Here is a 13,017-nt window from a genome sequence, read left to right on the forward strand (position 1 = left end):
CTTTTTGGCGTCACTTGGTGAGTGGGGACGGGGGTGTTGCCGTCCGACCGGTCGAGCGGAGAAGAGTGTCCAGGCACAGATCCGGATCAGCGGTCAGGTGCGAGGTGTCCTCGGCGACGCGGGCGGCGTCGGCGTCGGAGACGTAGGGGGTGCGGATGCGGGTGTAGCCGGGGCGGCCCCGCATCGCCATCACCGCGACGCCGACGTAGGCGGGGTCCTGCAAGGTGACCGGGCTGGCGTCGGGCCAGTTGCGGATGTCGTCGCCCAGCGCGGCCACCGCGGCTTTCACGGTCTTCTGCGCGAACGACAACCCGATGGGGCACACGTCGCGGATGAAGGTAGGCAGAGCGTCACCGGTGGTCTTCTGGCTGATCAGGATCACCAGGGTGCCGACGCTGCGGCCCTTCTTGACCAGGTCCTCTACCAGCCGGGCGTTCTCCGCCGTCAGGACGCCCAAACGTTTCGTCTCGGCGTCGCTGCCCTTGTACTCACGGAAGTACGTATGCGCCTCATCGATGATCAGGACCGTGAGCGGCCACTGCGGCGAGGGGCCGACGTGCCACATGTTCTTCACGCCCAGCACGTCACGGATGGTTGAGGACCGGCGTCGACGCAGCTCCACCAGCCGCTTGAACAGCGCGTTGGCTTCGTCGAGGTCGTCCCCGCAGAACGTGAACATTCGCTTGACCAGGTCGGCGTAGTCGCCCTCGGAGGCGCGGGACACCTTGCCGTCCGCAGTCACGATCTGCACGGCCGGGGAGGGTGAGAAGTCGCAGACGAACTTGTTGACCGTCGAGGTCTTGCCCGAGCCGGGGGTGCCGGCCACGGTCACGCCGGGCACGTTGGCCAAAGACACGCACACCTTGGCGGCGTACTCGTCCACGCCCAGCTCCCAGCGCGTCAGATCCGTGGGCGGCCGGCCGGTCGGCTGGTGTGCGGTCGGCGTGGTCAGGGGGTCGGAGCGCACGCCCCGGATCACCACCCGGCCGGGGCCGTCCGGCAGCACGGACACCCGCGTGCACCGCCAGGCGTCGGCCAGGAACCGCGCCGACTTCTGGTACTCCTCCACCCCGACCTGCGGCAGCCCGACGGCGACGTGGCCTGCCGAGCTGGACCTTCTCGGGTGGGTCTAGGCGAGTGTGCCGCCCGAGCCCGGTCCGGCCGCCGCCGTACCCCTGTCCGCGCTGGCGGCGGGGCAGGCCCTGGAGGCGGGGGCACGAAGGCGGCCTGCGGGTGCTCGTGCACGCTGGAGCCGGCGGGGACGACGACGGGTCTGGACTTCTCCGTGACCGCCCCCGACTTCCTCGCACGGGTCGGCTTGGAGGACGACTCCGGGACCACTGCGCGCCGCGGCTACTCGTCACCGAAGGCCGCGGCAACCACGGCGGAGCCCCCTCAGATCGCACGGCTCGAACCCGGGTGGATGCGGACTACGACGACTGCACCGCCAAGTACGGCCGCTACGGCATCCCCGTCTACCTGGTGGTCGACCCGTATGCGGCGGAGGTCGTCGTCCACACCCAGCCCACCGGAACCGGATACATCGCGGCGCACACGCACAAGTACGGAACCGGCAATCTCCCCATCGACCTGGCCGACGGACGTACCTTCACCCTCGACCTGGACGAGCTGCCCCAGCCCGAACCGGAGACCGGCACGCGCTGACGAGCCAGCTGCCGGTGGCCGGGAACGAGCCGACGTGCCAGCGGCAGATGCATTACGTAGCGTGACGGCTCGCGCCGAGTGCACCTGGCTGGTGCGCGGACGGACCCTGGCGGCTCGCGCAGTGATGACGGGGACCGCCAGCGGGCAGAGTCGTCCCGAGTTCCGCAGGAGCAGGGGAGCGGCGACAGCGGTGCAGCGAACGCTGCACGGTTCTCGATCGAGCAGGATCGAGGGGGATGCAGCCGGATGGAAACGGATAGAAATGTCCGGCCCTTCGGCATCGTCGTAGGTGAGGCGCGTCACCGAAATGGGTTCGAGTCCCACCCGCCCCACCACAGAAAAACGTTCTGACCTGCGAAAACGCCCCTGGAGGGGTGGTTTCGCGTGCGGCGCTCACCTCACGTTGGTGAGGCGAAGCGGGCGCCCCTGGCTTGTGTCGCCGGGCCCGAACCTTCTTGACCTGGGGTTTTAGGTGGAACCTGGGTGTGGAACCACGGCGATGATCCCACGGCGATCCCGCGGCTCCTGCGTGTGACACGCCCCACACCGTGCTGAATTCTGCGCCCTTGTTGACGCCCCCTCGGGCGGTATCCGGGGCCGTTCGTGATGACGGATGACCCGGCGGGAAGTGAGCCGCGCCTGTCGGGACCGGATCTGCTGCCCCGCCCGGCGACGCACGCGGTGCGGCTGAGCGGTGGCGCGGCGAGGGAGGGGCCGGGCCGCTCAATGGCAGCCCGGCCTCCTGTCAGCGCAGTCCGTGGTGCGGTTCTCGCAAGGGGCGCTTACCAGTCGCCGAGGACGAGGCGTCCGCCGACCTTGGCGAGGTTGTAGCTGCCGCCGGTGTACCAGATGCCGTCGTAGTTGAGGCCGTTGAGCCAGGTGTAGAGGCCCCAGGTGCCGTCGTTGTACTGGTAGGCCATGACGATGTCGTCCTTGCCGTCCCCGTTGGTGTCGCCGGAGGCCATGCGGTCATCGACGTTGGCGAGGGAGAAGCTGGCGGAGTCGTAGTCGGTGGCGCGGTTGAAGCTGCTGCCGGTGGAGGTCCAGCGGTTGATCCGCATGGTGCCGTCACCCTGGTCGTACGCGGTGGCCGGTTCCGCCTTGCTGTCGCCGTTCCAGTCGCCGAGGACGAGGCGTCCGCCGACCTTGCCGAGGTTGTAGCTGCCGCCGGTGTACCAGATGCCGTCGTAGGTGAGGCCGTTGAGCCAGGTGTAGAGGCCCCAGGTGCCGTCGTTGTACTGGTAGGCCATGACGATGTCGTCCTTGCCGTCCCCGTTGGTGTCGCCGGAGGCCATGCGGTCGCCGACGTTGGCGAGGGAGAAGCTGGCGGAGTCGTAGTCGGTGGCGCGGTTGAAGCTGCTGCCGGTGGAGGTCCAGCGGTTGATCCGCATGGTGCCGTCGCCCTGGTCGTAGGCCATGGCCGGCTCGTCCTTGCCGTCGCCGTTCCAGTCGCCGAGGACGAGGCGTCCGCCGACCTTGCCGAGGTTGTAGCTGCCGCCGGTGAACCAGATGCCGTCGTACGTCCTGCCGTTCAGGAAGGTGTAGAGGCCGTAGGTGCCGTCGTTGTACTGGTAGGCCATGACGACGTCGTCCTTGCCGTCCCCGTTGACGTCGCCGGAGGCCATGCGGTCATCGACGTTGGCGAGGGAGAAGCTGGCGGAGTCGTAGTCGGTGGCGCGGTCGAAGGCGCTGCCGGTGGAGGTCCAGCGGTAGATCCGCATGGTGCCGTCACCCTGGTCGTACGCGGTGGCCGGCTCGGCCTTCCCCGGCTTGGTGGCCTTGTCGTAGCGCAGGCCCTTGAAGTTGTTGGAGGAGTAGTGCGCCTTGGTCTTGATGACGTGGTGGCCGGCGTCGCCGGTGCTGTACTCCTCGTAGACCCACATCTGCGTCTTACTGGAGTCCGTCCACTTGTCGAAGAGGGCGACATGGCCGCTGCCGAGGATCGCGTCACCCGGCTGCAGGCTGTCCAGGGAGACGTACGTGGTGTCCCCGAAGGCGTCGAGGTCACCTGTGTTGCGGTCCCATCCGTCGCTCTTCTTGGGGAGCCGCCAGGCCATGGACACGAAGCCGGAGCAGTCCGGGCGGTACTTCTCGCCGGTGACCGAGGCCTTCGCGTCTGACTGGTTCTGGCTGTAGATGACGCCGTAGGTGTCGATCCACCACTTCGCCCGGTCGAGTATCTCGGTCCGGGTGATCGAGCCGCCGACCGTGGACGACGCCGCGGCGTACGCGGCCGACGGAGCCGCGACCTCGGAGATCACGGTGGTGCCGACGGCCAGGCTGCCCAGGGCGAAGAGTGTGGTGAGAGCGGCGGTGACGCGTCTGAGCGGAGTACGCATGGGTGGCTGTCCTTCTCGGTGAGGTGGCTGCTTCTCACCGAGAAGGTTCCGCGCCGCCTCTTCAACTGCCCTTCAAGGAACCTGCAGGCGCCTCTACAGCGGCGTTGAGCTCCGCGTACTCCCGCGCGCCGTGCTCCCGGAAGACGACCAGGGCATGCGTCCGAGCCGCCAGGGCGGCCTCGGTCTCACCGCGGGCCTCGTGCACCAAGGAGAGGTCATACTCCGTGCGTGCCCGCCAGAGAGGGGTGTCCATGGCATCCCACATGGACGTGGCCGCGTCCAGACAGCTCCGCGCCAGGTCGAGGCGTGAGTCGGCCAGATGGAGCTGCCCGATGACCCGCAGGGTGACCGCCTGTCCGAAGCGGTCGTGGCAGGCGCGTGCCGTGGCCAGTGCCCGTTCGAGTCGGGGCAGCGCCTCCGTCCGGTGGCCGAGCCGCATCTGTGCCTTGGCATGGGCACGGACCGCGTACGAGTGCATGAACTCGTCGCCGAGCTCGGCGAAGATCGCGGCCGACTCGGCGCACAGGCCCAGTGAGGCCTCGTACTCGCCCACGGCCCGGTGGTACAGGCCCATCGAGCGCAGGGTCAGCGCCAGGCCGCGGCGGCTGCCACCCTTGCGGAACGCGTCGAGCGCCGTGTCGAGGTCGGCGCGAACAGCACCGTACTCCCCCTGCTCCAGCCGTACCGATGCCCGGGTCCGCAGGACGTGGCCGACGCCGCGGTGGTCGTCGAGGGCGTGCAGCAGCGTGGCGGCCTGGTCGAGGAAGTGGACCGCCTCGGTCAGACGTCCGGGCTCACGGCATGCCGTGCCGAGGCCGGCCAGGGCGAAGGCCTGTCCCCGCACGTCGTGCAGGGCACGGAATCTGCTGAGCGCCTCGCCGAAGTGGCACCGTGCGTCGGTGAACCGGTCCTGGTCGTAGCAGAGCTGGGCCAGCTCGGCCAGCATGGCGGCCTCGCACCGTTGGTCCTGCATGCGCCGCGCCGCGGCCAGCGCGGCGCCGGTGATCCGGGTCCGGAACCCGAAGTGGTTGGTACGCAGATCCACGGTGTTGTACGCCGAGACCAGGTCGCACACGAGGTGGTCCAGGCCCATCGCGGCGGCGCGGTCGACGGCCACGGTCAGCGCCGCCTGGTCGCCGTCGAACCAGCCGAAGGCGTCCCCGAGGGCGAGGTCGCGCAGGACCCGGTCGCCGACCTCGTCCGACATCGTCCCCAGCGGCTGCGGCGCGGCAGGACGCCAGCTGACCTGGGGCGACGGACTGCTCGCGGCGATCCGGTGCAGCAGGGAGATCCAGCCGCGGAAGACGCGGGCGACGGCCTCGAACAGCTCGAAGGCCGACTCGGAGGCCTCGGCCTGCTCCCGGGCGAAGATCCGTACCAGGTCGTGGAGGCGATAGCGCCAGAGACCTGTCCGGTCCACCCCCGCGAAGGTGACGAGCTGGGTGTCCACGAGTAGTTCGAGCAGGCGCTGGGCTTCCGGCTCCGGAATGTCGAGCAGGCGGCCGACGACCCAGGGTGAGAACTCGGGGAGACCGAAGAATCCCATGCGCTCCAGGGCTGCCCTGGGCAGCCGGTCCAGGGACTGGAAGCTGAGTCCGATCGTGCTGCGCACCGCGAGGTCGCCCACGGCCAGCTCGTCGAGCAGTCGGCGCTCGTCGGTCAGCCGGTCGGCGAGGACCTTCAGCGGCAGCCGGCTCCTGGTGGCGAGTCGCGCGCCGGCGATACGGATGGCCAGGGGCAGGTTGCCGCAGGCGGACAGGATGCCGGCGGCGGCCTGTGGTTCGGCCGCGACCCGCTCAGGACCGACGATACGGGCGAGGAGCTCCAGGGCCTCGGCCGGTGCCAGCACGTCCAGTTCGACGAGCCTGGCTCCGGCCAGTCCGCCGAGCCGGTCGCGCGAGGTGACGAGGACGGTGCAGCCAGGGCCGCCCGGGAGCAGCGGCCTGACCTGCCGCTCGTCGGCGGCGTCGTCGAGGACGATCAGCAGGCGGCGGTCGGCGAGCAGGGTGCGGTACAGCTCCGTACGTTCCTGCAGGCTGTCCGGCAGCCGCTCGGCGTCCACACCGAGGGAGCGCAGAAACCTTCCCAGGACCACGGCGGGCTCGGCGGGGGTGTCGGCGAGACCGCGCAGCTCGGCGTGGAGCTGGCCGTCCGGGAAGGAGACGGCGACCTGGTGGGCCGCGTACGCCGCCAGCGTCGACTTCCCGCTGCCGCCCGGGCCCGTCACGACATGGAGGCAGTCCGCGCTCTCGGTGAGGGCGCGGGTCAGGGTGGCCAGTTCCTCCGTGCGGCCGGTGAAGTCGGCGGGGGCGGGGGGAAGGTGCGCGGGAGCTCGTGCTTGGAGCGGCGGGCTGGACTGGTGCGGCTGGAGCGCCTGGAGCGCCTGGAGCGATGAAGGCGGTTGGAGAGGCCGGACTGGTTGGTGCGGCTGGAAGGGCCACAGCGCCCGTGCCCCGGACGCTCCGTCGCCGTCGCCGCGCAGCAGGGCATCATGCAGGGCGGCGAGTTCCTGGCCGGGTTCGATGCCCAGCTCCTCGACGAGCGCGGCCCGTCCCTCCCGGTAGCAGGCCAGCGCGTCCGCCTGACGCCCCAGCCGGTACAGCGTCACCATGAGCTGCCCGCGCAGCCGCTCGTTGGCCGGGTGCCGCGCGACAAGCCCGGTCAGCTCGGCCAGGTGATCGAGCCGGCCCAGCGCCAGCTCCACACCGAAGCGCTCCTCCAGAGCCGTGACCCGCAGCTCGTCGAGCCTTCCGGCCTCGCCCGACATCAGCGACCCTTCCACACCGGAAAGGGCGGGCCCCCGCCACAGGGCCACCGCGTCGAGCAGCAGCGCGGCCGCCGGGACGAGTTCCCGGGCCTCGGCATGCCGCCTCGCCTCGGCCAGGAGGGCGGCGAAGTGCGCGGCGTCGACCGTCACCGCTCCCGGCAGGACCGCGTATCCCGGCTTCCGGGAGGCGATCACCTCGGGATGGCCGGCGTCGGAGAACGCCCTGCGCAGGGTCGATACGTACGTCTGGATGAGGGCGCGGGCACTGTCAGGAGGGTCGTGCTCCCAGACGACGTCGATGAGGCGCTCGGTGGAGATCACATGACCCTGTTCCAGCGCCAGGGCCGCGAGCAGGGCGCGCGGTTTGCTGCCGCCCAGCGGAATCGACTGGTGTGCCGCATGGACTTCGACCGGGCCGAGCAGTCGGATCTGAAACACGTTGCCCCCACAACGTCGCCGGTACGACCGCCTGTTGTCGCGGCGGGGTCACCCGGAGCGGCGGCCCGGCCCTCGAACCGGGCCATAGCCTGCGAACCGTATCCCCGTCACGCAAGCCCAGTAACGATCACCGTAGGACCAATGCCGCCATACGGCAGGGTAGTTGATGAACCCCGCCACAGTCATGGCTCTCCGCAGGTGTCCGCGATTCTCGGCGGCGACGGGATCAGGGGCTGACACCTCCACGGTGCGGTGCGGTGACCGCGCGCCCCGGGGATCGGACCCCACCCACAGGGGGACGCCCTCGGCGGTGCACAGGGTGAGGTCGACGGCGGCGCCCGTGGCGTGTGGGGACTCCGGCGGTTCCGGGTGGTGGCCCCGGGCCACGTACAGGCGCAAGCCCGCCGGGAGCAGCGTCTGCGCGGTGACCAGGCGGTCGACGACGCCGAGCCGCAGCCTGACGGGTGCGTCGTCGCGCCGGCCGGCCGGCCGCCGGTCCAGCCGCAGCGCGTCGACCTCGCGCAGATCGATCAGCGGCTCTCCGCACTCCCGGACCTCGACCGCCGCGACCCGCCGATCGAACAGCGATACGGTATCCAGCCCTCTGCCCTCCGCATCGCGTCGCTCACCCCCGAACCGGCGGCAGATGGCCGGTATCTGGTCGGGGCGGAGCATGACGCCGGCCGCTTCAGAATTCCTTCAAGACAGGTGAGGGGGCCGCCGCCAGTCCTTCCCGCACAGGCCTGGTGGGCGCGACGGAGACCGCCGCGCCCACCAGGACCATCAGAGCACTGTGCCACTCATGACCAACTGGTCACGTGGCCCACTCGGAGCAGCGGCTCGCGCTCACCCACTCGTGCGAACTGATGGTGTTGTTCGCGTGGACCTCGTTGTGCATGCGGTCGTTGGAGAGGTCGGAGGCGTATGCCTCGTCCCTCGACAGGCAGATGTGGCCGCCCGCATAGTCCGCCAGGCTGTAGAACTTGACCTCGTAGTCGTTCCCCTTGTTGAGGATGGACGACGCCTCGTTGTCTTCCCAGCCCTGGAAGGAGCCGGTGCTGTTGCCCCAGTTCAAGTCGTCGCCCGCAGACCTGCCGAGCTCTTCCTCGCAGTTGGCGCCGTTGTAGGCGGCCATGTATCCGGACGGCATGTTCGTGTAGTTGTCACTGCAGCCCACGGCCGCCTGCGCGGTGGCCGTGGGGACGATGACGCCGAGGCCCGCGAGGGCGACGGTGGCCAGGATCGCCGGAATCTTACGCATGGTGATTCGCTCCTTCTGTTTCATGGTGTGGTGAGACATCCCGTAGCCGCGAGGCTCGGGAAGGGGGACGTCCGGGGCATCCGAACGAGTCGGTGAATCAGGCCTTCGAACCGGTGATGGTCTCGGCCCGGGCCAGCGCGGCCAGCCTCGTACGCTGGTAGGTGGCGAGGTCTTCGCTGTACGGCTGGAGCTTCTTGGCGCGGTATTCGTCTTCGAGGGCGCGTGCCGTCCTGCCCAGGGACGTCTCCACGGCGCACGTGGCCTCAGCGACGGCCAGCTCCACTTCCGTGGCATGCGCACGTCCCGGACTCATCCCCTCGACGAGGGAATGCCGCTTCGCGCGAATGTCATCCGGACTGGCGTAAGCGTGGCCCTTCTTCTTCATGCACCGGGCCCACGCCGCGACCGCCGTGGTCAGACGCCTGTCCTTGAGGAGCTCCGGTACGTACAGAGGCGTCAGGCTCGTGGCTGTCTTCTTGGTGCGGAACCATGTCGCCATGTCGCCGTACAGCTGTTCGCCGGCCGTGTTCCAGCAACCGGTGCGGGGCTTCTGAACCGTGCCGCCCGAGGGCAGTCGGACCGACATCATGCCCTGGTCGGGGTCGCCGTCGAGCGTCTTGGAGTAGCGGATGCGGTCCGGTTCCGGAAGGCCGTTGGCGTAGGCGGCGTTCGGGTCGCTCAAGCGGGCTTTCTCACCCCGCTGTTCGAACTCCCGGCCGTATCCGTAGGTGCGGGCCCACGTGATGTCGTCCCGGACGAAACCGTGTCCCGCACGCTCCTCGGCGCTGACGGGCGGTCGCAGCCAGTACGTGAAGCCGCTGCCCTCCATGCACCGTTTGACGAGGATCCGTTCGGCCCGCTCGATCAGGATCTCCTCCCCGGTCGTCAGGTCCCGGATTCCCTCCGGGCGAGGCGCCGCCTCGCTCGGAGGCCCGCCCGCTCGTGGCGCGTCCCCGCTTCCGGTGGCGCAGCCGACCAGCGTGCTCGCCATGAGCAGCGCGGCGAACCAGACCCGGACTTCCCTCTTCGCCATGGCGATGATCCCCCGCTTCCTCGCTGTTGTTGCCGTTGTCGTCGGCGGCGTGGAAACAACGGTGCCAGGAGGCCGCTGTGGGGACTCTGAAGGAGTCTGAAGACTTCTTCAGGAACCCCACGCGAGCGGTGGTCCACGCTGTGGGGCATGCGAATACTGGTGGTGGAGGACGATCTGCGGCTCGCCGAGCTGCTGCGCCGAGGGCTCGTGGGCGAGGGCTACGCCGTCGACGTCGCCCATGACGGCCGGTCGGGACTGGATCTGGCGTTCCTCAACGGCTACGACGCCGTCGTCCTGGACGTGATACTCCCGGGCCTCAACGGCTACCGGCTGTGCGGCCGGCTGCGCGAGGCCGCTCTCTGGACTCCCGTACTGATGCTGACGGCCAAGGACGGAGAGTACGACGAGGCCGAAGGCCTGGACACCGGTGCCGACGACTATCTCACCAAACCGTTCTCCTTCGTCGCGCTCACCGCCCGGCTGCGTGCCCTGCTGCGGCGCGGCAGGCCCGAGCGCCCCGCCGTCCTCCAGGTCGGGGACCTGAAGATCGACCCCGCCACCCGCAGCTGCCGGCGCGGGACGACACCGGTGACGCTCACGCTGCGGGAGTTCGCGGTGCTGGAGTACCTGGCACGCCGCAGTGGCGAGACCGTCTCCAAGACGGAAGTGCTGGAGCACGTGTGGGACCACACCTTCGACGGTGACGTGAATGTCGTCGAGGTCTACGTCAGCACCTTGCGCCGCAAGATCGATGCCCCGTTCCAGCGGCGAACGATCCGTACGGTGCGCGGGATCGGCTACCGGCTCGAAGCGGGGGAAGGGCTCCGCCGGTGAGACGACCACGCCCGCGCGCGGCCTGGCAGCGGCTGCGCCCGCGCACCCTGCGCTTACGGATCACGCTGATGGTCGCCTGCGTCGCTCTGGTCCCGCTGACCGCGTGTGCCGTTACGGTCGGGACCACCGTCAGGAGCGGGCTTCTTGAGGAGGCCCGGCAGAAGACCTCCTCGCCGAGCCAGCCGGACACCCACCTCGAACCGGCGACGCTGTCGCTCCTGCCGTGGTCCGATCCGCAGGCGTCTCCGCCCGTACGATCCCCCTCGGGCGGCAGAACACGAGTCGTCCCTTCGCCGGCGGTCCACCAGGCCCGGCTGAACAACGTCATGTGGTCCCTGAGCGGAAGCGCGCTCGGGCTCACCCTCCTGATCGCGGCCAGCACCTGGCTCGCGGCCGGGCGGCTGCTGCGCCCCATCGAGGCCATCCGCTCCAGGTTCGCCGACCTCGGCGCCGCTCATCTCGACCGGCGAGTCCCCGTGCCCCGTGGCGGGAACGAGATCGCCCGGCTGGCCACGGCGGTGAACGACACCCTCGGCCGGCTCGAGGCAGCGGTCGATCAGCAGCGCGGCTTCGTCGCCGACGCCTCCCACGAACTGCGTACGCCTCTGGCAGCCCTGCGCATCGAACTCGAACTCGCCCTGAGGCGACCGGAGAACACCGACTGGCGACAGGTCGTCACCGATGCCCTCGGAGACACCCTTCGCTTACAGAACCTGACCACCGAACTGCTCCTGCTGGCCCGGCTGGATGCCGTCACCGCCGACGCGGGCCCACCCGACAGCCGCCTGATCGACATGGCCGACCTGGTCCGCGAGGAACTCGGGCGCCGACGAACGCCGTCCCGCCTCACCCTCGTCCCCCATATCGGGCAGGAACCCCTCCTCGTGTACGGCAGCCGTGGCCTGCTCGCCCGCGTCCTCGCCAACCTCCTCGACAACGCGGAACGCCACGCGACCACCACCGTCATCGTCCGCCTGGAGCGGGGACCCGGTCGGCACACACTCATGCTGGAGGTACAAGATGACGGGCTGGGGATTCCCCCAGAACATCAGGCCCGGATCTTCGAACGCTTCACCCGCCTGGACGAAGCCCGCGCCCGCGACACCGGCGGGGCCGGTCTCGGCCTGGCCGTCGCCCACCGCATCACCGCACTCCATCACGGCACGCTCACCCTCAACCCCACGGTCTCAGGTGCGCACTTCACCGTGCGTTTGCCGGCAGACCCTGACGCCGCAAATCCATCGGGGGCATGACTCGTGACGAGCAGTTTTCATCCTGCCGTTGGTACGGCGAGATGAAATGCGAGGACTGGTGCCGTCCAGGATCACGAAGGCCAGCCTGCTCGCGGTCCGCATGACCTCGGCCAGGCTCGGCGCGAGCGCGGTCAGGACCTCTATCGCCCCGCGGATGCAGCGGTGGGCCGTCGCGATCCCGTGCCGATGACGAGGCCCGCTAAGGCGAGGGCGCCGAGCTGACCGCGTAGGTCGGGGTCGGCTAGGACTGGGCGCCGCGCAGGCCGCGGGTGAACGGCAGATGCAGCAGGTTGATCATCCGGGTCAGCGCGTGTCTGACCCCGCCTGCGCGAAGGTCTTCCGGCAGAGCTCTGGGCGGCGCACGCGCGCTAGGAGTCCCGGGCCCGTACCAGCCCGTCGCCGGCGGCCATGCGGTAGTAGAGGACGGACCGTCCCGCACGGCGGCGTCCGACCAGCCCGGCGTCCAGGAGCACCTTGAGGTGGCGGCCGACCGAGCCGAGACCCTGGCCCGTCATCGCCACCAGGTGCGTCGTGCTCATCGGGCTGTCCAGGAGCACCAGCACGCTCGCCCGCCCGGCACCGAGCAGTCTGGCCAGCGCCTCCGGCGCGGAGGCCCGATCCGGCTCCGCCAGAGTGCCCGAGCACGGGTACACCACGGCGTTGCGGTGCACGGCGCCGTGGGAGTCCGGCCGGTCCTTGGAGATCCATCCCCTGCGCGGTGTGACCGGCACGAACAGCAGCTGTGATCCCGTCAGTTGCCGGGGCGGGAAGGCGCGGGTGTTGATCTGCAGCCGGTTGCCGCCCAGCCACCTCATCTCGGGATGCATGTCGTCCAGTGCCCCTGCCCAGCCCGCCCGGCTCAACTGGCCGGTACGGGCGATCACATCGGCCTCGATGACGCGCCGCCGCCGCGGCCAGTCGGGTGCCACGATCTCCTGCCACACCCACTCCAGCAGGTCGGCGATGCGTTCCGGCAGATCGGGGCGTAGCAAGGGGCCGGGAAGCGGTCCGCGGTGAGCGATCTCGAGGTCGGCGCGGGCGGTGTCGGCCTGCGTCTCGCGGATCCGTGCGAGCTCGTCGTAGAACTCCGCACCGTCCGGTGTCTCGTCCTCGCGGGACGGCACCGGCGTCAGGAAGTCGGCGATCCACCGGTGCTTTCCCAGTGCGACGGACACCAGCAGGGCGGTGACCGGATCGGCGGCCAGTCGCCTCTGGTAGGCGGGCCCGTGACTGTCCAGCCAGCGGCGCTCGGCCGGATGCGCGGGCGAGCCCCTTTCCAGGACCATCAGGCTCGCTGCCGTCTCGCAGAGGGGCGATACGACGAACCGGCTGCTCGCGAGCGTATCCGCGTTGACTTCCCACCAGCCCAATGGTTTCGCCTCCCCGCGAAACATTACCTCCGGCTCCGACCGCCTGCCGACACTGCG

At 70.0% G+C, this 13,017-nt stretch carries 9 protein-coding genes and 2 pseudogenes; 3 read left to right on the forward strand and 8 right to left on the reverse strand.

The window, feature by feature from the left end; genetic code table 11:
* Nucleotides 1-10: 10 nt before the first annotated feature.
* Nucleotides 11-1,084 (reverse strand): annotated as a pseudogene (locus ACFWWU_RS29910) (FtsK/SpoIIIE domain-containing protein); the annotation flags it as partial.
* A gap of 335 nt (nucleotides 1,085-1,419) precedes the next feature.
* Here ACFWWU_RS29910 and ACFWWU_RS29915 point away from each other — a divergent pair.
* The gene (locus tag ACFWWU_RS29915) at nucleotides 1,420-1,665 is read left to right on the forward strand and encodes a hypothetical protein (RefSeq protein WP_384149745.1); all 246 of its coding nucleotides are present in this window, start codon (nucleotides 1,420-1,422) and stop codon (nucleotides 1,663-1,665) included.
* A gap of 782 nt (nucleotides 1,666-2,447) precedes the next feature.
* Here ACFWWU_RS29915 and ACFWWU_RS29920 read toward each other — a convergent pair.
* From ACFWWU_RS29920 to ACFWWU_RS29940, 5 genes are all read right to left on the reverse strand, one after another.
* Nucleotides 2,448-4,004 carry a hypothetical protein gene (locus ACFWWU_RS29920; protein WP_384149748.1) on the reverse strand — a complete coding sequence of 519 codons (1,557 nt, stop codon included), beginning with the start codon at nucleotides 4,002-4,004 and terminating at the stop codon, nucleotides 2,448-2,450.
* 61 nt (nucleotides 4,005-4,065) lie between these two features.
* The gene (locus tag ACFWWU_RS29925) at nucleotides 4,066-7,209 is read right to left on the reverse strand and encodes a BTAD domain-containing putative transcriptional regulator (RefSeq protein ID WP_384149751.1); all 3,144 of its coding nucleotides are present in this window, start codon (nucleotides 7,207-7,209) and stop codon (nucleotides 4,066-4,068) included.
* 48 nt (nucleotides 7,210-7,257) lie between these two features.
* On the reverse strand, nucleotides 7,258-7,884 hold the full coding sequence (locus ACFWWU_RS29930; RefSeq protein WP_384149754.1) for a M15 family metallopeptidase: 627 nt from the start codon (nucleotides 7,882-7,884) through the stop codon (nucleotides 7,258-7,260).
* A 139-nt stretch (nucleotides 7,885-8,023) separates the two neighbouring features.
* Nucleotides 8,024-8,470, reverse strand: coding sequence for a hypothetical protein (locus ACFWWU_RS29935; RefSeq protein WP_384149757.1), 447 nt, complete (start codon nucleotides 8,468-8,470; stop codon nucleotides 8,024-8,026).
* Between the two features lie 97 nt (nucleotides 8,471-8,567).
* Nucleotides 8,568-9,503 (reverse strand): hypothetical protein, encoded by a 936-nt coding sequence (locus ACFWWU_RS29940; protein ID WP_384149759.1) that lies wholly within the window; start codon nucleotides 9,501-9,503, stop codon nucleotides 8,568-8,570.
* 147 nt (nucleotides 9,504-9,650) lie between these two features.
* On the opposite strand from ACFWWU_RS29940, the gene ACFWWU_RS29945 reads away from it, so the two are divergent.
* Nucleotides 9,651-10,337: a winged helix-turn-helix domain-containing protein gene (locus ACFWWU_RS29945; RefSeq protein WP_384149762.1), complete on the forward strand. Its 687-nt coding sequence runs from the start codon at nucleotides 9,651-9,653 to the stop codon at nucleotides 10,335-10,337.
* Nucleotides 10,334-11,590, forward strand: a complete 1,257-nt coding sequence (locus ACFWWU_RS29950) for a sensor histidine kinase (RefSeq protein WP_384149765.1) — start codon at nucleotides 10,334-10,336, stop codon at nucleotides 11,588-11,590. Before ACFWWU_RS29945 ends, ACFWWU_RS29950 begins: the two co-directional genes overlap by 4 nt.
* Nucleotides 11,591-11,647: 57 nt before the next feature.
* Here the strand turns inward: ACFWWU_RS29950 and ACFWWU_RS29955 are convergent.
* A pseudogene (locus ACFWWU_RS29955) lies at nucleotides 11,648-11,770 on the reverse strand (IS5/IS1182 family transposase); the annotation flags it as partial.
* A 188-nt stretch (nucleotides 11,771-11,958) separates the two neighbouring features.
* Nucleotides 11,959-12,960 carry an ArsR/SmtB family transcription factor gene (locus ACFWWU_RS29960; RefSeq protein WP_384149768.1) on the reverse strand — a complete coding sequence of 334 codons (1,002 nt, stop codon included), beginning with the start codon at nucleotides 12,958-12,960 and terminating at the stop codon, nucleotides 11,959-11,961.
* Nucleotides 12,961-13,017 lie beyond the last annotated feature (57 nt).

Origin of the sequence: Streptomyces sp. NPDC058650, from assembly GCF_042717315.1 — a bacterium.
Classification (GTDB): Bacteria; Actinomycetota; Actinomycetes; order Streptomycetales; family Streptomycetaceae; genus Streptomyces.